We start from the raw sequence: 20817 nt of genomic DNA, 5'->3' as shown, positions 1-20817 counted from the left end.
TTCCGCCCTCAGCAGCAGCCGCCATTCACGTCACACACGCCGGTTGCGGGAAGCGTGAGATCAACGCGGCCGGCCGCTTCCGCATCGCCGTCGATCCACGCCACAACAGAACGGATCTGCTCGTAGCCGGTTTTCAGAAGGAAGGTGGGGGCGCGTCCATAGCTCTTCATCCCCACGATGAACAGACCCTGCTCGGGGTGGCTCAGCTCGCGGTATCCATGCGCCTCAACCGTTCCGCACGAGTGCACGTTCGGGTCGATGAGCGGGGCAAGGCGGCGCGGAGCCTCCACGATGTCGTCGATATCCAGGCGCACCTCGCGCAACATGTCGAGGTTGGGGCGAAAGCCGGTTGCCGCAACGATGAGATCGGTATCGTGCGTTCCCCTGCCATCACCGCGGCGGCCGTGGATGCGGACACCCTCACCCCGTGGCTCGACACGAGCGATCTCGAATTCGTCAACGACATCCACCCTGCCCGCCTTCACGAGCCCATCGAGTCGCTCTCCCAGTTTGCCGCGGCCCTCGAGCTCGTCATCCGCGAGCTGAATTCGGTGCGCGCTGCGGCCACGAATGAGCCAGCTAATCCGTGTTTCCGGCACACGTAGCGCGAGTGATGCCAGCGCGATCAGGGTATTGGCGGCGGAATGCCCGGCCCCCACAACGGTCGTATGGCGTCCAGCAAAACGGCTGGAGTCTTCGCCGAGCACATCGGGGAGCGCGGGAACAACGCGATCCGCGACGCTCTCCAGCCCGAGCGGATCCAGACCGCTGGAACCGAGGGGGTTTGGCGTGGCCCAGGTGCCCGAGGCGTCGATCACTGCCCGAGCCGTGACGTCGACCATCGAGCCGTCCGTATGCGCGATGCGGAGAACGAAGGGCGCGGCGGCACGGCCGCGGGAACGCGTGCGATCGGCTCCTTCGCGCGCGACCGTGCGAACGTCAACGCCGTAGCGCAGGTGCGGTGCAATCGCCGGGTGTGCGGCGAGCGGCTCCAGGTATTGCTCGACGAGCTCACGTCCGTGAGGAGAAACGCCGTCGCGCGGACGCTGCCATCCCGATTCCTCCAGAAGGCGGCCAGACGCCGAGTCGATGAGATGCTCCCACGGGGTGAACAAACGCGTGTGCCCCCAGTCGCGCACGGCGGCACCCGGACCGTCCCCACGCTCGAAAACCACGAAGTCGATGCCACGCTCGGCCAGATGAGCGGCCGCGGCCAGCCCCGTCGGCCCTGCGCCGATAATCGCAACGGGCAGCCCGTCGAGCCGAGATGCGGACACGGTGCGGGGCGTGAGGTCAAGAAGAATCATGAGCGAAACCTCAGCAGCAGTTCTCGAGGTCGCAGCAAGCCATGCGCGTGGGACAGCAGGCCTCGTCCAGGATGTCGATCGCGTTCATGTCGTGTCCTTTCACACCGTGCATCGACGTTCTTCGATGCAGGGTCCATCCTGAGCTCTATATCGAAGTCTGTCAATATCGAATACTATCGATGCATGGCCACGACCCTGCCCCTGCTGAACGAGACGGTTCCCGTCTCATGCTGTGCGCCCCTCGTGCGCGAGCCCATCGCGGCCGATGACGCCGCAGACCTCGCGCGACGCATCAAAGCGCTCGCCGACCCCACGCGCCTGCGCCTGCTGTCGATCGTGGCGTCCAGCCAGGAACACGAGGCGTGCGTGTGCGATCTGACCAACCCCGTCGGCCTCAGCCAGCCCACCGTTTCTCACCACCTGAAGATCCTCACCGACGCCGGCTTTCTGTCGCGCTCCAAGCGCGGAACATGGGCGTACTACGCCCTCATTCCCGGCGCTCTCGATGACATCGCCGGGATGCTGAAGCCGTGAGCGAAACGCAGCTGGCCCGCACCGTTCCCGTCCGGGGACGCACCTCCCACCCACACCCCCCGCAGCTGGCACGCGAGCTCGGCGCCGAGTTCATCGGCTCGGCCCTGCTTGCCGCGATCGTGATCGGCTCGGGGATCATGGCCGCACGCCTCTCGCCGAACGATGTCGGGCTGCAGCTCCTGCAGAACTCCTTCGCCACGGCGCTGGGCCTGTCCGTACTGATCATGATGTTCTCCCCGATCTCCGGCGCACACTTCAACCCCGTCGTCTCGGCCGTCGCCGCGGCCACGGGAGAAACCAGCTGGCGTCAGGCCACCACCTATCTCCCCGCACAGGTCGCGGGATGCATCGGCGGCGCCATCATGGCCAACCTCATGTTCGCCGAGACCGCCGTCTCCTGGTCGACGACCGAACGCGCGACAGGATCGAACCTCCTGTCCGAAACCGTCGCCACGGCAGGGCTTGTTCTGGTGATTTTTCTGTTGGTGCGATCCGGGCGCGGGTCCCTGGCCGCCCCCGCCGTCGGCGCCTATATCGGTGCGGCGTATTTCTTCACCGCGTCGACCAGTTTCGCCAATCCCGCCATCACGGTGGGGCGCATGTTCAGCGACTCCTTCGCCGGCATCGCACCGACATCCGCACTCCCGTTTATTGGCGCGCAGATCGTGGGAGGAATCATCGGCGGAACGATCGCCGCTTGGCTGACCCCGCGACACCTGACGAAATCGTAAGATCTCGTATTCTTTCCGCGAATTTCGCGGTTGAAAGCGGCGATATCGGCGCATGATCGTGTGTATCAGCAGTTCTTCCCGCTGATGTGGACAGCGATCAAAGGAGATGCGCCATGAACGAACGCGACTACGATTCCGATGCCGACCTCTTCGTCGGACGCCCCCAGTGGTTCGAACGTCACCCCTCACAGGCCGAGGGCGACGAGTTCTGATTACCGCAGCGACCGACCACGACACCGGCGACGCCCCGCACACATGCGGGGCGTCGCTGCGTGTCACGACCGAAATCACACGAGAATGAAGGCATGAGCGCCGTCACGTTTCGCTTCCCCTTCCCCGTCGCAGGTCGGCCTGACGTTTCCCCGGATCTCACGCCGCACCACGTAGACGCATCGCTGATCTCTGTGATGGACGCCGCCGCCGAACGCGGGGACGGGGCGTTCGAGGCATTCGGCGTGATCGCCGGAGCGCTGCAGGCAACAGACGATCACCTCGCGCGCCTGGCGGAGAGCTGCGCCCTCCTGGAGCTCCCGGAGCCCGACCTCGATCAGCTTGCGACCATCTGCCGACGTATCGCAGCGCGGGCAACACCCGGCGTGGAGTCCTGGCTGAAGCTCGTCGTCAGCCGCGGAGGCATGGACCGGTCCGAGCCGCACGCCTGGGCCGTGCTGAGCGAAACGGCCGACTTCTCCGACGCCCGCTCAACGGGCCTCGCGGTGATCGCCGGCGACCGCGGCTTCCCCGCCAGCTACGTGGCACGCGAGCGATGGATGCTATTCGGCGCGAAGACCCTGTCGTACGCCATGAACATGGCCTCACTGCGCGAGGCGAAGCGGCGCGGCGCAGATGACATGCTCTGGACAACAAGCGACGGCTTCCTCATGGAGGCCCCGCAGTCGACCCTCGTCTTTCGCCGGGGGACGACCTTCTGCTCCCCCGATCCCGGCATCGGAATCCTGCACGGCACCACCCAGCGCGCCGTGTTCCGGTGGGCGAAGCAGCAGGGCTACACCACCGAATACGGCCGGTACACGCGAAGCGACCTGCTCGGCGCGGACGCCGCCTGGTTCACGTCGAGCGTGCGACTGGCGACACCGCTGATATCGCTGGACGGCGATCCGCTGACGATCGATCACGCCCTCACTGACTCGATCAACGCCTTCCTTCTCGCGCGCCGCGACTAGCCGTTCGACGCGCTCTGTGACGCCGCTGAACGTATTGTTTCGCGGCGTGTCATCAACGGTTCCCTCGGGGTCGACACACGTTTACCGTTGTCGCAACCCGTTCGAAAGGAACCCATCGTGTCGACGCCCCTGCACCACACCCGCCCCTTCGAGGTGCGTGAGCGTGTTGAGTGCATGTGCGAGTTTGGCGACGCGTGCTCCTCGGAAGCTCCGGGCCACTCGCTGTCCCTGATCCAGGCGCGATTGGCGTCCGCAACGCCCCTCGGCTGGGTCGACGGCATCGTCGAGCAAGCTGACGCCATCCGCGGCGACATCGTGATTCGCGGGCTCGACGGAACAGCGCACACGTTGTGGAATGGCTCCGGAGCGGCGCTCGAGGCGCCCGCGGGCACGCCCATCGCCCTCCACGAGCGGTATCAGGTGCTCGCGGTGGGTCGCGCTCAGTTCAACGTGCGCGCAGCGTAATTCGAGAAGGTCAGGCCGCGACGGCGTCTGCCATCATGTCCTTCATCTTCATGCAGGCGTCCATGCAGGCCTGGCAGGCCTGAGCGCACATCTTGCACGCCATGCTCTCGTCGGCGTGCGCCATGCACTCGCTCATGCAGACCTGACACATCGCGATCGTCGCGTCGAGCATCGACATCATTGCGCCGGGCGTCATTCCCTGCATCCGCATCATGGTGCGCATCATGGTGTGGCACATATCGGCGCAGTTCATACACATCGGCGAACAGTCGTCCATCATCTGTGTACTGCAGATGGTGGCTGCCTGCTCGGCCGCCGAACACGCGTCCATGCACTCCTGCAAAACGGACATGTCCATCATGTCCATGCCGGGCATCATCTTCATGTCCTTGGACATGGCGTCCATCATCATCGAGTCCATCGTGCACCTCAATCGTGTCGAGAAGGGACGAGCAATGGCTCTGCCCCGCGGCCAGAATAGACCGCGGGGCAGAGCCGTGTCGATGGGGTGCGTGATCGCCTACATCACCGATTCCAGGCGGGCGTAGCTCGTTTCCATCCCGTCGGCCATTCCCGTGGCAAGAACGCTCTCGCGTACCGTGGCATCGGGATAGGTAATGACGAGGGTGAGCAGCGTTCCCCCGTCGACGGGGGTGAGCGTGAGCTCGTTGATCGCCGGCGGGCCCTCCTGTCCGATCAGCTGTTCGGTGGTCACCTCACGGTACGGCGCGTCCTGAGCGAGGAGCTCTCCCGTGAAGCCGAAGCGCTCCTGCCCGTCTTCGCGCTCCCACTCGAATCAGGAGATGTCACCAACCGCGTCAGCAACCTCGCGATGGACGGATTCACCGGGTTCAAGGCCGCCGCTGCGGAGGAGCTCCCCGACGCGGTCCCGGTGATGGATCCCTTCCACGTCGTCCGTCTCGCTGGCGACGCCCTGGACCGGTGCCGGCAACGCATTCAGCAAGCCACCCTCGGTCACCGCGGTCGCGCGGGCGACCCGCTCTACCGCGCCCGCCGGACCCTGCATACCGGGGCGAACCTGCTCACCACGAAGCAGCGCGCACGGTTAGAAGCCATCTTCGCGACCCCGGAGCATGTCGAGGTCAAAACGACCTGGGATATCTACCAGCGCATGGTCGCCGCCTACCGTGAACCCGACAAGCAGACAGGCAAAGTCATGATGCGCGCCGTGATCGCCTCGGTCACCAACGGGGTTCCCGCGGACCTCGTCGAGATCCGCCGCCTCGGCAGGACCCTCAAGCAACGCGCCGCCGACGTGCTCGCGTTCTTTGACCGACCCGGCAGCGGCAATTACCAGTATCAACATCAAGTCGTGTTATAGTGCCCACCTAAATCATCATGGAGGAGGGGCAGGCATGAAGAAAGTGACCAAAGCCACGATCGCGGGAGCACTCGGTGTCGTGTTGCTTACAGGCGGGACCACGTTCGCTTTGTGGAGCGATTCGGCAACCGTGAACGGGGGCACGGTGAACTCCGGCACCCTGGCACTCACGCCATCGGGCGACCCCGCGTGGAACGACATCTCGGACTCGACCGCGGACCCGATCACGATCGAGGACTTCCTCATCGTGCCCGGAGACACGATCGAGTACACGGCCGCCTTCACTGTCGGCGCATCGGGAGACAACCTTTCAGCCACCCTCGGTGTGTCTGATCCGGTCGAGGCTAACGGTGATGCGGCATTGCTCGCAGCGACTACGGTCACCCAGACGTTCACATATGACGACGGTGAGCCGGTTACCGGTGGGGCCATCACGAGCGCCGACGATGGCGAGGTGATCAACGTGACCGTGACGATCGAGTTCGATGAGAGCACACCGGGCACGACCGCGCAGGGCGAGAGCATCAACCTAGGCGATATGACAATCACCCTAGAGCAGGACGCCCGGTAACGCCCGCGCCCGGATACGGAAGCCCGTTTGAAACGTCTCGCCGTCACCATCGCAGCGGTCGTGCTGGTCCTCCTCGTGGGGACCGGCACGACTGCGGCGCTGTGGAACGATTCCGAGACCGTCGAAGGCACCACCGTTAACTCGGGCACCCTGGAACTCACGATGAACGGGCAATCACAGGTGACGATCGGACCGTTAAGCGGTCTCTACCCTGGTGGCGTCATCGCCACGAAGATCGCGCTCGCCGGCCAGGCATCCGGCAATCTCGGGCTCGACTACACGCTCGCAGCCACCCTCTCTGACACCTCGTCGGCCTCGTCGACGCTGTACGGCATCATTGACGCTCAGGTCTTCACCCAGAGCGATGCGGGAGCCTCCTGCGCATCCACCGGACTACCCGACGGGATGCAGGTGTACGGCAGCGGTGGGGGCTTCACAGAACTGAGCGCACTGGTCGTAACCGAGTCACTCGTTGCTCCGGCTGCGGATTCCGCGACGACCCACTTGTGCATACGGTTCACGATCCCAACTGGAACTCCGCCCGACGTCGGCGGCATCGAGCTCAGCGGGGCGGCGACGACCTTCACCATCACCGCGACGGGTGAGGGCACCCGATGAGCGCGCGGGATCAATCGCGTAGACGGCGGCGATGGCAGCTGCCGCTCGCGGCGCTCCTCATGATCGCTGCGGGCGCACTAGCGCCCCCCGCTTCGGCGCAATGGTCGGCGAACGCACAAGCCTCGGTCTCCGCCACGGCGGGCTACCCGGCAATCACCGTGAGTAACGGGCGATGGCTGAGTTGCCGAGGACCAGAGTTTCACAACGGAAACGCGCACAGCATCGGCGCGGACTTTCAGGTCGTGCAGTATCTGTACCGCGATCAGATCGCGCCGGTGTTCAGCAACTTCAGGGTCTACCGGACCGTCGGCGGCGTGACACGGGACCAGTTGTGGGCACCCAGTTCCGCGCCGTTGGACGATCAGAGTCAGTACAACTACCTGTTCCACAGCCGCGGCACCGAGTTCTACAACCTGCCGCCCGACAACTCACCGATGGAAGTGTATGTGCGACCGGTCTACGCCAGCGGTTGGCTGGGCCCCAAGAGCAACACGATCACGATCTATCCTCAGCCGGACCTCAGCCAGAGCTACTGCCAGACCTGATCATGACGCAGCACGCACCGACCCCGGCCGACAAGCTCGGCGAATGCGACGCTGAGGCGCCGATCGAGCACACACAACCTCGCCCGTGGCGAGGACTGTTGCGTTTCATCGGGTGGGTCGTGTTCGCGCTGGTCATGGCCGTCGTCGCACTCGTGCTCGTTATCCCACGGCTGATCGGGGCCGTTCCCCTCGCCGTGCTTACCTCGTCGATGGAGCCGGTCTTGCCCCCGGGCACCCTGGTGGTCTCGCAGTCCGTCGACCCGGAGACTCTGGCGATCGGAGACGTCGTGACGTTCCAGCCGGTCTCCGACGACCCGATGCTCGTGACACACCGCATCGTCGAAGTCGGATACCAGGCCGACGGTGGCCTTACGTTCACGACGCGCGGCGACAACAACGGCGCAGACGACCAGCCGATTGTGGGAGACCAGGTGATGGGCAAGGTGGTCTACTCCGTGCCCTACGTGGGATACGTCACCACCTTATTCGGCGTTACGGAGCGGGGCTGGATCGTCGGAGCACTCGGGGGACTCCTCATCGGCTATGCCGTCTTCACCCTCCTCCGCGCACTGATGAGAAGGCAACCGGGATGAGGCTCTCGCGTAGCGCCGCTACCGCACTCTCGGCAACCGCGCTCCTGCTCTCGATGGCGTCGACGATATCCGTGGACGACGCGTACGCCGCCGATTCCCCCGTTGCATCGCAATTGCGCCTGAGTTACGACGGGGTCACCTGGCACGACGACCTGCCAGCACTATTCGAGCCGGCGACGTTGGTTCCGGGCGACGTGCTCATGACGACGTTGTTCGTGCGCAACGACTCTGAGGACGCGGCGACGCTGACGATTATCGCCGAAGACGTCGCCCTGGCGTCGAGCTCGCCGGATCCGTTCTACGACGAGCTCGCCCTCGTTGTGCGCGAGCAAGGTGCCGCCAGCGTCGAGGTGTCGTTCTCTGAGCTGTCGGACGCCCAGCTTTACGGCTCCCGCGTCGATCCCACGCAGGTCGTCGCCCTCGATATCGCCTTGGTCTTTCCGCACGATGCCACGTCGGGTGCGGATCTGCACGTGGATCGCGCATCCTTCGCTCTGCGCGTGACACTGGCACACGACGAAGCGATCATTCCGAGCGAACCGGGAGACCAACCCGGTGATCCCGATGAGCCGCTCCCTGTCACCGGCGGAACCGCGACCGGACTCTGGTGGGCGCTGGCGGCGATCACAGCGGGGATGACGGCGCTGTTGTTCGGCCGTCCACGAGCGACGATTGGTCGCGGTACATCACACGGCAGGCTCGGGAAACGTTCGTAACGACCGTCTCGAACCTGCCTATTGAGCACTCAGAGCACGGAGCGCGCTCGGGGGCATCCCCTCGGTCAGCCTGGCAGCCACGCGGTTCACTTGCAACGACCATCACCGGTGTCCGCATCACCGATACTCTGGACGCACACGCCGACCTTCGGAGGATCATGACCGAGCCGCTGCCCGCCTTCTCAAGCCTCGCCATCGGCGAGGGACGCTTCGACTACGGCGATGTGATCCTGGCATCGCTCCCGCCGACGGCCTCACGCGATCCGCGCGAATGGGCCGAGACGATGTTCGCGATCAATGGAGTCCCCGCCCCCGTGCGCGCTCTGTTCGTTCTGCGTGCCGCGCTGGCCCCTCTGCTCGCCCTTCGGCCCGCCCCGTCCGGCGTCTTCGAGGTCAGGGAAGTGGTGGGTGACGAAGCACTCCTCAGCTTCGACGATGATCACCTCGAGTTCCGCCTAGCCGTTGGCGTTGACGACGCCGCTGCCATCGTGCGAGTCACCACGATCGTGCGCCTGCACAACTGGCGGGGACGGCTGTACTACGCCGTCGTCAGCCTGCTGCACCCGATCGTCGTCCACGCGATGCTCCGCCGCGCGCGGCGGACGCTGACGCGCCGATAAGCCTGACTCTCCGCGCACGCCGACTCCTGGAGCGTCGCGTGCTTCCGTGACACACTCATGGCCATGCAGACCCCCATGGTCGATTACGTCCAGTACCTGCTCGATTCCCTCGGTGAGGACGGAGGAGAAGTCGCCGCCTATATTCCCGAGCTCGCGAACGCGAACCCGGATCGGCTTGCGATCGCCATAGCGGATCACGGGCTCGATCATGTTCTCGATTACATCGACGTCGAGCCCTCCGGCGACGCCTTCAACGAGATTTCCCTCGATCCCGAGACCGGAAAACCCAGAAACCCCATTATCAACGCGGGCGCCATCGGTGCCCACGCCCTCGTGCGAGGTGATGACGCTGATGCTCGCGTCGGTCGGATCCTGGACCTGTACAGCCGCCTCGCGGGACGCACCCTCTCGATCGCGGAGGATGTCTTCGAATCGGAGCTCTCCGAAGCCGACCGCAACATGGGCCTCGCCTACATGCTGCGCAACGCTGGCACGCTGGAGGGCGATCCCAGCGACATCGTCCGCGGCTACACCCGCCAGTGCTCGGCGTCGGTGACCGTGCGCGACCTCGCCCGGATGGCTGATGGGCGTGCTGCCCGGCCAGCTTGCCATGGCCGTGTTTTCGCCCCGTCTCGACCCGCATGGCAACAGCACCCGCGGAGTTCGCCTGTTCGAGCGTATGAACCAAGACCTGGGCTTGCACCTCATGACCGCAACGGAATCCTCCCGTTCCGTGTCGAGGCGGCATGAGAGCGATGGCGTCGCGGTGCACGAAATCATGGGCGACCTGCACATCGTTGAGGCCGAACACGTGCTGCGAGTGTTCGAACAGGAACCAGCAGGCGACCCACCGGTCGTCATCGATCTCGATCGCGTGCACCGCACGAACGACATCGCCAGGCGCATGATGCTCGAGGGCATTCGCCGCCTTCACGTTGACGGCCACGACGTGCGGATCGTCGATCCTTGGGGCGTACTTGGCGCCGCCGAAACCGGCACGGGTGAGCTTGTGCGGGGCGAGCAGGCACGCGGCGGGTACGTCCCCACGTCGTTCCCTGATGTCGCAAGCGCCGTGCGCGGCTGACGCAGTCTCCCCACCGCACCACTTCAGCACGATGCCCCCTCCGTGCGGAGGGGGCATCGTGCTGAAGTCCTTAGGGCTGGCGGTAACGCGCGTCGCCGAAGCCGAGGATGAGGTAGCCGATGAACTGGAACAGGAAGAGCAAGAAGAACGAGAACGCTCCGCCCTTACCGAAACGCTCTCCGACCTTGAGCGCGACGATGATCGCGAAGACGATGTTCACGATGGGGACCAAGTACAGCAACCCCCACCAGATCTTCAGTCCGCTCACCTTGACGAGAGCGAACAGGTTCACGATCGGGATGATCGCCAAGAAGCCCGGCAGACCGGCCTTCGTGAACACCTTCCACAACGCGATTGCGACGATAATGTAACAAATAACTCCGACGACACCACCTGCGCCGTACAGTGCGCCGAGGCCCGCCATGTCAGTAATGGAATCCATGTCTTCACGTCCTTTCTCTGACGTCTTCTTCTGAAGATATCCGTCGGCAAGACGCGGGTCTAGAGACCCATCCGACAACGACTATTCTCCCGCATCAGATGGTTCCGCACCTATTCGGATTCGCCTGGCTCGATAAAGAACTCCTCGATGTCATCGAGAATGTTTCCGAAGCCGATAATGTCCGCACTGTTCCAGACTCCAGAACTCACGAAGTGCACGCGATCGGCCTGCACAGCAGGAAGTCTATTCCACAGGGGCGAGGATTCGATCCGCTCACGTTCAGCCTCAGCTGTGTCGTCAACGTAGACGAACAGCGTGTCTGCGCCGTCGAGGACGTCAAGGTTCTCTTCGCTGACGTCGATGCGGAACTCCTCCGGGTCCGTCTGCGCCTCAGGCTGCGCTATTCCGAGCGCACGGAATGCGATGCTCTCCGATGTGCCCACCCGGATCGAACGGTTTCCGTCCGGGCTCACGCGAAGCACGGAAACGGGCTTGTCTCCCAGCCCGGCCGCGGCAACCCGCTCGCGGAGATCGTCCAAGCGCTGATCGAGAGCGTCGAGCTGCTGCTGCGCCTCATTCTCTCGGTTCACGGCCCTTCCAGTTGAGCGTGGCACCTGGATTGGGATAGTAGTTGAAGGGCGATATTCAGAGAGGACGAAGATGGCCAAGCAAGCCGAGGACACAAAAGACAACAAGGATCGTAAGCCTGTCAGCAACTACGTCGAAGCACTTCGCCGTGGGGTACCTTTCCGCGATGAGGACGGCGTGCTGCACTACCCCACGATGCGAAGCCGCCCCCAGCCCACCTTCACACTCGATCCACTGCACCGATTCCTGCTGTACAGCAGTGTGGTGGTTTCTATCGGCTACACCCTCTGGATGGTGGCACGCATCCCTTCGATGCCAGAGCAGGTTCCGATGCACTTCTCGGCAGACGGTTCAGTCAACCGCTACGGCTCACCATGGGAGATGCTGTTCGTCGCCTTCCTGACGCTTACCACGATCATCGGTTGCGCTGTCCTGACCCGCTACCCCCGGATCTATAACTACGACCTAGGAAAGGTCACCGAAGACAACATCCAGGCCCACTACAAGAACTCTGTGCAGATGATGGTATGGATGGTGTTCAGCTTGGCAGTGGTCCACGTCATTATTCTGGGCAGTATCGCCGGGGACTGGCCGGCGAGCCCGGCAATATGGATCGGCCTGGCCCTGGTTCTGGGATCCGCGGCCTTCTTCATCCTGCGGATGTTCAAGCTCTGACCCATCTGGACCCGCCAGCTGCTGAAACCTCTCAATTGAATGAAAGAAAGAAGGAATCCGGTCTGCCACGCGGCAGGCAGGGGCAGGCCCGGCCATTTCGTTGATCTCTTGTCCCCCGCGCCAGAATCCATGCGCCGTGCATAGGCTTTCTCATTTCCCGTCGGCCACCCAATAGACCCTGCGGTCCTTTCCCTCAGCGAAACCCAGCCGCTTGTAGCCTTCCAATAAACGGTCGTTCACCGGGGCGTGAGGAACGAACTGGTGACAGATTCGGTTTAGGCCGCGAGTGTGAGCGGCTCGGCTAGCTTGGCCTCGAACTCGATGGGAGTCAACCCGCCGAGGGTGTCCTGGGCGCGCTGGCGGTGGTACTTCCGCTCGATCCAGACGACGATCGCGAGACGCAGCTCCTGCCGTGTTGTCCAGCGCTGCTGGTTGAGCACGTTGGTCTGCAGGAGCGACCAGAACGACTCCATGGCCGCGTTGTCCCCGGCGGCGCCGACACGGCCCATCGATCCGACCATGTCGTGGCGGCGTAGCTCGCGGGCCATGGCACGACTGCGGAACGGGCTACCCCTGTCGGCGTGCAGGATGCACCCGGCGATCTCACCGCGGCGGGCGACGGCGTTGCGGACGGCATCGACGGCGAGCTTCGCGGTCATCCGGTCGCTGATCGAGTACCCCACGATCCGGTTGCCGGGGATTGGGTCGGTTGTTGTCGGACATCGCTGGCCTCCGATCATGCGTGCACGACCATCATGCCAAGACGCACACGAATCGCGCGCCCCATTGACAAGCACCCCGCAGACGGAGTAGCTGCGCCTCCCAGGTGCGGCTCGTCGGCACCAGCCGAAAGATAGTCGGATGCTGCAGACCGTCGGTCTGCAGCATCCGGTCAAACCCTCATTACTCTCTTTGCTCTCGCGAGAAAAAAGGTCACGAAAGGGAGTCCCCCGTCATTCGCCCCCTGGTGTGAGGACGTTTTCGACGGCGCTCGCGAGCTGACCCACCTGTTCATCGGTGATGTCGAGACCCACCGCCGTCGCCGACACGGCGACATCGGGCAACACGGCCATCAGCGCGAACGCCTGCCCGCTCGCACCCGGAAGCGCGTAGACGATTCCGCCCTTGGAGTCCGCGGCGGGGCTCTCGATGACCCGTCCTCCGGATGCCGCAACCACATCGGCCGCGGGCACCGGGATACTGCCGTCGCCGGTGATCTCAACGCTCACGACCGGCGACTCGGGCGAATCACCGCTCCAGTCACAGAACACGACCCCTGGGTCGACAGATTCGAGCGTCAACTCAAGTCCGTCGATGAGCGATCCGAGGTACCCGCCGATCTGACCACAGTCGCTGATCGCCGAGATAATCACCGATCCGTCTTCGTTGGCCTCGGGAACGTAGGGTGTCCCCTCTTCTTCGACGGAGGGCGAGGGGTCGGGTTCGGTCACATCGGGAGTGTCGTCGCCCGCCGTGCATCCGGCGAGCGATCCGACAAGCACGACTGCGGCGATCGCCCCGATTGCGGTGCGTCCAAACCCACCCAAGTTGTTCCTTGTCATGTTCTCCCTTTCTTCAGCGGTGTACAGGCGGCCCTTAGTTGAGGTAGGGGCTGCCATCACCGATCTTGCCCGTGCCGTTGAGCACATAGGCACGCATGTTGCCCTGCCCCGAGAGCGAGACAGACAGTGTTCCGTTCGAGACGACCTTGGTGTCGCCCGTCACGGCATCGACGTAGGTCCCGTTGGGGATGCCCGAGAAGGTCGCCCCGCCCGAGATCGTCACCAGCACGAAGCTGTCGGTCGACCCCTCAGCGTAACGACGCTTGAACGCCATTCCCCCGGAGACGCCCTCGGTCGAGTACTGCCCCATCTGCAGCGCAGGCACTCCGCGGCGGATGCGGTTCAGCGTCTGCAGGTGCTGCGAGAGCGGCTGCGCGAGCGTGGTGGCAACAGCGCCCGAGGCCGACGAGACGACTCCGAAGTCGCTCGCCACAACGTTGCCCTCGAGGTGGTCACCGAAGTAGGCGCGACCCGTTGTCTCCAGCGGGCACGACGGACCACAGTCGATCTGCTGACCGGCCTGGAACTCGATCTCCGAGCCGTAGTAGAGAACCGGGATGCCGCGGAACGTCCACATGAGGCTCATGTTCTCGGCCCATGCCGCCGTGCCACCGTCGAAGCGCACATTCGACTTGCCGGGACCGTAGTCGTGGCTGTCGACGTACACCGCGTTGAAGGTCGCGTCGTTGGTCACGTCATCCGAGTCCATGCCCGAGTGGAACGCCGTGTGGGCGTTGTCGAAGTTCATGTGCATGCGCATGTCGATGATGTGCATGCCCGAGAACTGCGAGTAGTCCGGCGTGCGATAGTTGTTGCCGTCCAGGAACGCGTTCGCGCTGCGCGGCTGACCGTCACCACCCATGAGGTTCTCGTACTGGTACTGCTCGATGACCGCCTGCACGTCATCGGGGCTGTACTCACGACGTTCCTTCCAGGTGTAGAAGGGCGCCGAGTGGTTGACCGAACCACGGTTCCACTTGTCGTGCACAAACTGTGCAACCTCTCCGAAGACGTAGAAGTCCTTACCCTTCTCGCCGTGAACGCTGACCGCGTGCTCCTGGAGAGCCGGCAGGAAGTAGCGGTTCCACATGACTCGCGGAATGTGCACCGCCGTGTCGACGCGGAAGCCGTCTACACCCATATCGATGTACTTGTTGTAGGTGTCGATCAGGTAGTCCTGCACGACCGCGCTCTCAGTGTTCAAGTCTGCAAGGTCCTCGTGGATCCAGCAATCCTTCGAGTCAGAGCCTTCCCAGTTTCCGATCCAGCAGGGGTGGAAGTACTCCTCTGGGAACATGCCCGAGGTAGCGTTCGGCCACTGGCAGTGGTACACCTTGTAGCCCTCGGCGGAGTAGCCCGACTGCACACCCCAGTTCTGGCAGTTCTGGTCAGCGGGCTGAGTTTCACTCCAGAGGTCGCCGTTGTAGGCGCTGCCATCAGGCTGCGGCTTGGCGGGATTGTAGACCTTACCCGGGACAGGCTCGTCGTAGTACCAGCTCCACTCCGCATCGCGCTTGCCGTAGACGGTCGCACTGTAGAGGTTCTTCTCGCCCCAGCGTGAGGTGTGGTTGTAGACGACATCCTGATAGATCTTGATGCCCTTGGCGTGAGCCTCATTGATGAGGTCCTGGTAGGTGGCACCCGGCGACTCGAGTCGCGGATCGATGCGCTGGAAGTCCCAACCGTGGTAGCCATGGAAGTCGTAGTCGCTACGGTTGGTCACCACGGGGGTGATCCACAGCGCCGAGAATCCGAGGCCCTTGATGTAATCGAGCTTGTCGATGATGCCCTGGAAGTCACCTCGGAACATCGGGTCGTCGTTAGCCGCATTGCCCGACTTCTCGTGCAGCGCGCCACCCATGTTGTTGCTCGGGTCACCGTCGTACCAGCGCGCGGTCATGATGAAGTAGATCGCGTCCTTGCGCGGGTCGCCGCCCAGGGGGCTTGCCGTTGTCGCACCGGCGACCGAGCCGCCCGGCTCTTCGTCGGTCGGAGCCTCGCCCGTCGTCGCCGTGACGGCAGCGCTATACGCCGAGTTGCCCGCGGCGTTCTCGGCGCGCACCCGGAAGGAGTACGTCGTCGACGCGGCAAGGCCCGTGATGACCGTAGCGGTGGCCGTGGATGCCACCGTCGTCGCAGCACCGCCGCCGGTGCTGTAGGAGATCGTGTATGAGGTCGCTCCCGCAACCGCTGTCCAGCTCACCGATACCTGCTGGCCCGAGACCACTGTGCTCACACCCGAAGGCACACCCGGAATAACAACATCACCCGAACCCGTCGTCGTGTGCGCTGCCGCACTAAACGCCGAAGCCCCCGCAGAGTTAGACGCACTCACCTTGAACCAGTAAGCAGTCCCCTCATTCAGACCCGACACCACAGCCGACGTCCCCGAAGGAACATCCTGGAACAGCGTCTTGCTACTCGCCGTCGCACGATACGCCACCCGATACGACGTCGCACCCGCAACAGCAGGCCACGACACCGCCACCGACGACTCCGAAGGAACAACCGTCACACCCGAAGGCACACCCGGAATAACAACATCACCCGAACCCGTCGTCGTGTGCGCTGCCGCACTGAACGCCGAAGCCCCCGCAGAGTTAGACGCACTCACCTTGAACCAGTAAGCAGTCCCCTCATTCAGACCCGACACCACAGCCGACGTCCCCGAAGGAACATCCTGGAACAGCGTCTTGCTACTCGCCGTCGCACGATACGCCACCCGATACGACGTCGCACCCGCAACAGCAGGCCACGACACCGCCACCGACGACTCCGAAGGAACAACCGTCACACCCGAAGGCACACCCGGAATGACAACGTCATCCTCATCGTCGTCATCGACCGAAGCGCAAGGGTCCTTCACCGACACCGCACCACCGCTGACCGCAGCAGTCGCGGTCGTGAACGTGTAGTTGCTCGAACCGTTGTTATCCCACGTGCCAGAACCATTGTTGAACGCAACCGTCACACTCGACGCCGCACCCGAATCAACAGACAGGTGATACCAACCAGAACCAGCCTCGCAAGAAGCAACCGACGTCATCTGCACACCCGGAACCGCCGTCCACTCACCAGAACCCACCTGGTAATGCGCATACGCCGAACCCCAACCCGCAGCCGGCTTATAGAACAACGACAACTCGCCATCCAACGGCTCAGCCTTCTCCGGCTTACCCGCCGACACCGAACCACCAGAAACCGACCAGTCACCACCGGAAGGAATCACATAATCCTGCGAACCATTGTTATCCCACACACCAGCACCATTATTGAAAGCCGCCGTCACCGACTCACCCTCAACAACATCCACCGACAACTGGAACCAACCAGCAAAACCATCCACCGCACTCATCGACTCACCCGGCGCATCAGTCCACGCACCAGAACCAACCCGATAATGCATATTCGCCGCCGACCAACCAGACGGCACCTGGTAATACACCGTCGCCACCGGGGTCTGCGGGCCTTCACCCGTGGTCGCCGAAGCCGCACTCGACGCGCCGGACAATTTGCCCGCCGTGTCACGCGCCCGGACGGTGTAGGAGTACGCCGTGTTCGCGGCAAGACCGCTGTCGGTCAGCGAGGTCGTCGTCGAGTTCAGCGTCACCGAACCACCGGCACCACCCGTGCGGGTGATCTGGTAGCCGGCTACCTGGCAGTCGTCCGTCGAATCGTTCCACGAAAGCTGGACAGTGGTACCCGTAGCCGTCACGTTCGTGGGGACGGTGGGGTTTGCGGCATCCTCGCAACCTGGGTCCACCTTGGCGCCGGCGTGGAGCGCAATCGCGTCCTTGGCGCCGAGGTTCGCGGTGAACTTTCCACCCGAGACGACGACCGACTCGCCCGACCAGGTGTCGCCAGTCCTCGTGGCCTTGATCACGTTGTAGTACTCACCATCGGGCAACGACGTGGTGAACTCGCGCTGCACCGATCCCGATCCGTTGTTGATCGCAACATAGCCCTTGTCGCCACGACCGAACGCAATGGCCGAGCCGTCAGCGCTGCTCCACTTGTTGACCACAGCAGTACCGTAGGTCTCGTTGCGGAATCCGACCATGTTCTGAATGTCGTTCTGGGCGTGCTTGAAGGTCCAGCCGTTCGTGCCCGGCTGCGGATCGATCACGCGGCCCTGGCCGTCGACGGCGGGAGCCGCGTCGAAGCCCGAGAACTCGTAGCCCGAGTGGATCGACGGCGAGCCGTAGTTCCATGCGAGCGTGAAGATCTGCGCCAAGTCGTAGCTTCTGCCGTTCTTGTACGACAGCGTCTCGCCGTTGCGCTCGGTGTCGTGGTTGTCGACGAACACCGCAGCGTTGGCCTGAGGCAGGAAGCCTTCCCACGTCGATCCGATGCCGGCGCCGCTGATGAGCCAGTCGATGCGTGATCCGCCGAATGCCTCCTGCAGCTTGCGCGCATAAGCGAACTCGTGCACGTCACCGTAGTCGAGGTATTCCTCGGGCTGGATCGGCTCGTTTGCGCGGATAACTTCTTGGACGACATAGATGTCGTCGCGGTTGTTGACCCTGCTCATGATGCCGTTCATGTCGGAGGCGGCGATGTGCTTAACAGCATCGATGCGGAATCCGGCCGCGCCCATGTCAATGAACTTGTTGAGGTAGTCCGCGAGCTTCTGCTGGACGCTCGGGCTGCTCGTCTTCAGGTCCGATAGGCCCACCAGTTGACATTCCTGGACCTCCCAGCGGTCCTGGTAGTTGTTGATGTCGCGTCGGCAGTCGTGGAAGTCGCTGTCACCGTAAAGACCCGGGTAGTTGTAGTACTGGAACTGCGTGCCAGCCCAACCGGTGCCGCCACTGGGCGCGCCGGACATGTGGTTGATGACCGCGTCGACAATCACGCCCACCCCCGCGGCGTTGCAGCGCGAGATCATCGACTCGAACTCGGCCTCGGTACCCATGCGCGACTCGAGCTTGTACGAGACGGGCTGGTAGTAGATCCACCACGGGTTGCCCTCGCTCGGGACCATGACGTGCTCCTGCGGAGGCGAGGTTTGCACATAGCCGTACCCGGCCGGCCCGAGGGTGTTCTCACATTCCTCAGCGATCTTGTTCCAGGTGTAGGAGAAGAGCACGGCAATCGTGTCCTTCGGCCCGGGCGCCGCGGCTACTGCCTTTTCGGCGCCGGTGAACGAGACCAGACCGGCCGTCACCATCAGTGTGGCTACCAATGCAGCGAACCATCGCCGCATCCCCCTTTTGCCGCTGTCCACGGCCATTCCCTGCGGGTTCATGCTTCCTCGCATCCTTCGTGCTTCCTCGCAACGTGATTGCCGGCCCTCTATGGCCAAATTAACCCCATGATCAACGGAAAGGCCGAAAACTGCAAGCGCTTGCATTTGATCCGTGATGAGTCTCCATACAGGAAAAACATTCGGAAAAGCCCGCGCGAGACGCCATAGGCACAGGCGAAATCCCCGCGATTTCGCGGATGTCGCACCAACGGCCGGTCTTGCTGAACCGGATCGCTGACGGCCAAAAAATAACGGCCGACTAGCGGCAGAGGTGCACACATTCCGTGCCATCCAGAAATGTCTGAGGGCACCGATCATACGATCGGTGCCCTCAGACATGTGGCGGAGACGGAGGTGTCTGGTTTCAGGACATCGTTGACAGCCGTTCGCGCTGATCCCGCTCGTGATCGTTGACGGCTGAGTCGGGGCATCGTTGACGATCGCGGCGGCGTGATTGTTGACCGGTGAGTCGCGACATCATTGACACGAACGCGAACGACGATAGGGCGTGAAACCAAAGAACCTCGTCATCGTCCGAGCCGTCCGTGAACAGGGCCTAACCCTCGCGGAGGCCGCCGCCCGATTCGGCATCACCCGGCAATGGGTGCACACCCTCGTCCGCCGCTACGACGCCGAAGGACCCGACCGGGTGACGCCACGCTCCCGCGCCCCGAAGACGCAACCCGGGACGACCGCGACCGCGATCCGCGACCGGATCATCGAACTGCGCGGCGAGCTGGTCAGCCAGGGCGCTGACGCGGGACCGGTCACCATCGCCTGGCACCTCGAACAAGACGGCCACCGGGCGCCATCGACCTCCACAATCCGCCGCATCCTGCACACCGCTGGCCTCATCACCCCCGCACCCCACAAACGCCCCCGTAGCTCCTACATCCGGTTCCAAGCCGATCTGCCCAACGAATGCTGGCAAGCCGACATCACCCACTGGCACCTCGCCAACGGCACCCGGGTCGAGATCCTCGACTTCCTCGACGACCACTCCCGCCTCCTGCTCGACATCCGCGCCCAGGCCGCGTTCACCGGCCCGATGGTGGTCACCGCCATGACCGAACTGATCGACCACTACGGGGCGCCGATGTCTACCCTGACCGACAACGGACTCGTGTTCACCACCCGCCTGGCCCGACACAAAGGCGCAAGAGGCGGCTTCGAGAAACTCCTCGCCGCCCACCGCATCACCCAAAAAACGGCCGGCCCGGACACCCGCAAACCCAGGGCAAGATCGAACGCTTCCACCAAACCCTGAAACGCTGGCTAAGCGCCCGCCCTCTGCCCGCCACGATCGCCGACCTGCAGACCCTGCTCACCGGATTCCAGACCTGGTACAACACCCAGCGCCCGCACCGATCCGTCGGCCGCCGCACACCCGAACAGGCCTACACAGCACTCCCGAAAGCCACCCCGACCCGCTCCGAATGGCGCTCCCGCACCGACAAGGTCGACAAGCACGGGAAAGTCACCATCCGCTACGCCGGCCAGCTCCGCCACCTGGGCATCGGCAAAGCCCACGCCGGCACCCCCGTGCTCATGCTCATCCACGACCGGAACATCACCACCAGTGACGCGAACACCGGCGAGATCATCGCCGAACACACCATCGACCCGACCCGGAACTACCAGCCCAAGAAGCAGTGACCTCCGTCAACGAGGACCCGACTCATCCCGTCAACGATGACCAGACTCACCAGCACAGCGCCACCGTCAACCCGCCGAACCCACGAAAAAGTCCTGAGTCGCGACTCATCTGTCAACGATGTCGCGACTCAGGACAAAGTGGCGGTGACGGTGGGATTTGAACCCACGGTAGGGGGTTACCCTACACAACATTTCGAGTGTTGCACCTTCGGCCGCTCGGACACGTCACCGGGATCAAGTTTACGGATCAGTGACGGTTCCCCCAAATCCGTCCGCTGGGCATCGGCTGTTAGCGTGCCGAACGGGCTGTGAGGCACCCGCACTCCCCTGAAATCC

General features: G+C 63.7%; 18 protein-coding genes, 1 tRNA gene and 6 pseudogenes. 16 read left to right on the top strand and 9 right to left on the bottom strand.

The annotated features are described in order from the left end of the window. Window positions 1-8 precede the first annotated feature (8 nt). Window positions 9-1307, bottom strand: coding sequence for an FAD-dependent oxidoreductase (locus G6N81_RS09425; RefSeq protein ID WP_165136053.1), 1299 nt, complete (start codon window positions 1305-1307; stop codon window positions 9-11). Window positions 1308-1490: 183 nt separating this feature from the next. Here G6N81_RS09425 and G6N81_RS09420 point away from each other — a divergent pair, with 183 nt between their 5' ends. From G6N81_RS09420 to G6N81_RS09405, 4 genes are all read left to right on the top strand, one after another. Next, window positions 1491-1841 carry an ArsR/SmtB family transcription factor gene (locus G6N81_RS09420; RefSeq protein ID WP_165136051.1) on the top strand — a complete coding sequence of 117 codons (351 nt, stop codon included), beginning with the start codon at window positions 1491-1493 and terminating at the stop codon, window positions 1839-1841. Window positions 1842-1852: 11 nt separating this feature from the next. After that, the gene (locus G6N81_RS09415; protein WP_165137877.1) at window positions 1853-2572 is read left to right on the top strand and encodes an aquaporin; all 720 of its coding nucleotides are present in this window, start codon (window positions 1853-1855) and stop codon (window positions 2570-2572) included. A 305-nt stretch (window positions 2573-2877) separates the two neighbouring features. Beyond that, window positions 2878-3756, top strand: a complete 879-nt coding sequence (locus G6N81_RS09410; RefSeq protein ID WP_165136049.1) for an aminotransferase class IV — start codon at window positions 2878-2880, stop codon at window positions 3754-3756. Between the two features lie 117 nt (window positions 3757-3873). Then, a complete protein-coding gene (locus G6N81_RS09405) occupies window positions 3874-4221 on the top strand; it encodes a hypothetical protein (RefSeq protein WP_206527866.1) in 348 nt (115 codons plus the stop codon). 10 nt (window positions 4222-4231) lie between these two features. Here the strand turns inward: G6N81_RS09405 and G6N81_RS09400 are convergent, their stop codons facing one another. Together G6N81_RS09400 and G6N81_RS09395 are read right to left on the bottom strand one after the other, a co-directional pair. Next, the gene (locus G6N81_RS09400) at window positions 4232-4642 is read right to left on the bottom strand and encodes a four-helix bundle copper-binding protein (protein ID WP_165136046.1); all 411 of its coding nucleotides are present in this window, start codon (window positions 4640-4642) and stop codon (window positions 4232-4234) included. A 99-nt stretch (window positions 4643-4741) separates the two neighbouring features. Next, window positions 4742-4957, bottom strand: a pseudogene (locus G6N81_RS09395) (SRPBCC domain-containing protein); the annotation flags it as partial. Between G6N81_RS09395 and G6N81_RS09390 the strand changes: the two are divergent. The 10 genes and pseudogenes from G6N81_RS09390 to G6N81_RS12775 form a co-directional block, all read left to right on the top strand. Then, window positions 4910-5533, top strand: a pseudogene (locus tag G6N81_RS09390) (ISL3 family transposase); the annotation flags it as partial. The pseudogenes G6N81_RS09395 and G6N81_RS09390 overlap by 48 nt on opposite strands. A gap of 64 nt (window positions 5534-5597) precedes the next feature. Next, window positions 5598-6134: an alternate-type signal peptide domain-containing protein gene (locus G6N81_RS09385; protein ID WP_165136043.1), complete on the top strand. Its 537-nt coding sequence runs from the start codon at window positions 5598-5600 to the stop codon at window positions 6132-6134. A 27-nt stretch (window positions 6135-6161) separates the two neighbouring features. Next, on the top strand, window positions 6162-6752 hold the full coding sequence (locus G6N81_RS09380; RefSeq protein ID WP_165136040.1) for a SipW-dependent-type signal peptide-containing protein: 591 nt from the start codon (window positions 6162-6164) through the stop codon (window positions 6750-6752). A gap of 59 nt (window positions 6753-6811) precedes the next feature. After that, the gene (locus G6N81_RS09375) at window positions 6812-7297 is read left to right on the top strand and encodes a hypothetical protein (RefSeq protein WP_165136037.1); all 486 of its coding nucleotides are present in this window, start codon (window positions 6812-6814) and stop codon (window positions 7295-7297) included. Window positions 7298-7299: 2 nt separating this feature from the next. Then, complete coding sequence (locus G6N81_RS09370) at window positions 7300-7890, top strand: signal peptidase I (RefSeq protein WP_165136034.1); 591 nt, start codon at window positions 7300-7302, stop codon at window positions 7888-7890. Next, entirely contained in the window at window positions 7887-8606 is a 720-nt protein-coding gene (locus G6N81_RS09365) for a hypothetical protein (protein ID WP_165136031.1), read from the top strand. The genes G6N81_RS09370 and G6N81_RS09365 overlap by 4 nt, the downstream gene beginning before the upstream one ends. A gap of 158 nt (window positions 8607-8764) precedes the next feature. Next, window positions 8765-9226 carry a DUF2867 domain-containing protein gene (locus G6N81_RS09360; protein WP_165136028.1) on the top strand — a complete coding sequence of 154 codons (462 nt, stop codon included), beginning with the start codon at window positions 8765-8767 and terminating at the stop codon, window positions 9224-9226. 57 nt (window positions 9227-9283) lie between these two features. Next, window positions 9284-9748, top strand: a pseudogene (locus tag G6N81_RS09355) (glutaminase); the annotation flags it as partial. A gap of 61 nt (window positions 9749-9809) precedes the next feature. Beyond that, window positions 9810-9875 (top strand): annotated as a pseudogene (locus G6N81_RS12985) (hypothetical protein); the annotation flags it as partial. 84 nt (window positions 9876-9959) lie between these two features. Continuing rightward, window positions 9960-10310, top strand: coding sequence for a hypothetical protein (locus tag G6N81_RS12775; RefSeq protein ID WP_241244942.1), 351 nt, complete (start codon window positions 9960-9962; stop codon window positions 10308-10310). Window positions 10311-10380: 70 nt separating this feature from the next. Here the strand turns inward: G6N81_RS12775 and G6N81_RS09350 are convergent, their stop codons facing one another. After that, window positions 10381-10752 carry a DUF5684 domain-containing protein gene (locus G6N81_RS09350; RefSeq protein WP_165136025.1) on the bottom strand — a complete coding sequence of 124 codons (372 nt, stop codon included), beginning with the start codon at window positions 10750-10752 and terminating at the stop codon, window positions 10381-10383. A 110-nt stretch (window positions 10753-10862) separates the two neighbouring features. Then, a complete protein-coding gene (locus tag G6N81_RS09345; RefSeq protein ID WP_165136022.1) occupies window positions 10863-11342 on the bottom strand; it encodes an ABC transporter substrate-binding protein in 480 nt (159 codons plus the stop codon). Window positions 11343-11412: 70 nt separating this feature from the next. On the opposite strand from G6N81_RS09345, the gene G6N81_RS09340 reads away from it, so the two are divergent. Continuing rightward, window positions 11413-12015, top strand: coding sequence for a DUF1648 domain-containing protein (locus G6N81_RS09340; RefSeq protein WP_165136019.1), 603 nt, complete (start codon window positions 11413-11415; stop codon window positions 12013-12015). 275 nt (window positions 12016-12290) lie between these two features. On the opposite strand, the pseudogene G6N81_RS09335 reads toward G6N81_RS09340, so the two are convergent. From G6N81_RS09335 to G6N81_RS12585, 3 genes and pseudogenes are all read right to left on the bottom strand, one after another. Then, window positions 12291-12707, bottom strand: a pseudogene (locus tag G6N81_RS09335) (transposase); the annotation flags it as partial. Window positions 12708-12968: 261 nt separating this feature from the next. Continuing rightward, a complete protein-coding gene (locus G6N81_RS09330; RefSeq protein WP_165136013.1) occupies window positions 12969-13577 on the bottom strand; it encodes a hypothetical protein in 609 nt (202 codons plus the stop codon). A 34-nt stretch (window positions 13578-13611) separates the two neighbouring features. Next, window positions 13612-18825 (bottom strand): alpha-amylase family glycosyl hydrolase, encoded by a 5214-nt coding sequence (locus G6N81_RS12585; RefSeq protein WP_206527865.1) that lies wholly within the window; start codon window positions 18823-18825, stop codon window positions 13612-13614. A gap of 508 nt (window positions 18826-19333) precedes the next feature. Here G6N81_RS12585 and G6N81_RS09310 point away from each other — a divergent pair. Further along, window positions 19334-20466: pseudogene (locus G6N81_RS09310) on the top strand (IS481 family transposase); the annotation flags it as partial. 154 nt (window positions 20467-20620) lie between these two features. Here the strand turns inward: G6N81_RS09310 and G6N81_RS09305 are convergent. Next, a tRNA-Ser gene (locus G6N81_RS09305) sits at window positions 20621-20711 on the bottom strand. Window positions 20712-20817 lie beyond the last annotated feature (106 nt).

Origin of the sequence: Microbacterium amylolyticum (assembly GCF_011046975.1) — a bacterium.
Lineage (GTDB): Bacteria > Actinomycetota > Actinomycetes > Actinomycetales > Microbacteriaceae > Microbacterium > Microbacterium amylolyticum.
The sequence above is the reverse complement of the archived record's forward strand: the minus strand, read 5'-3'. Positions and strand labels throughout refer to the sequence as shown.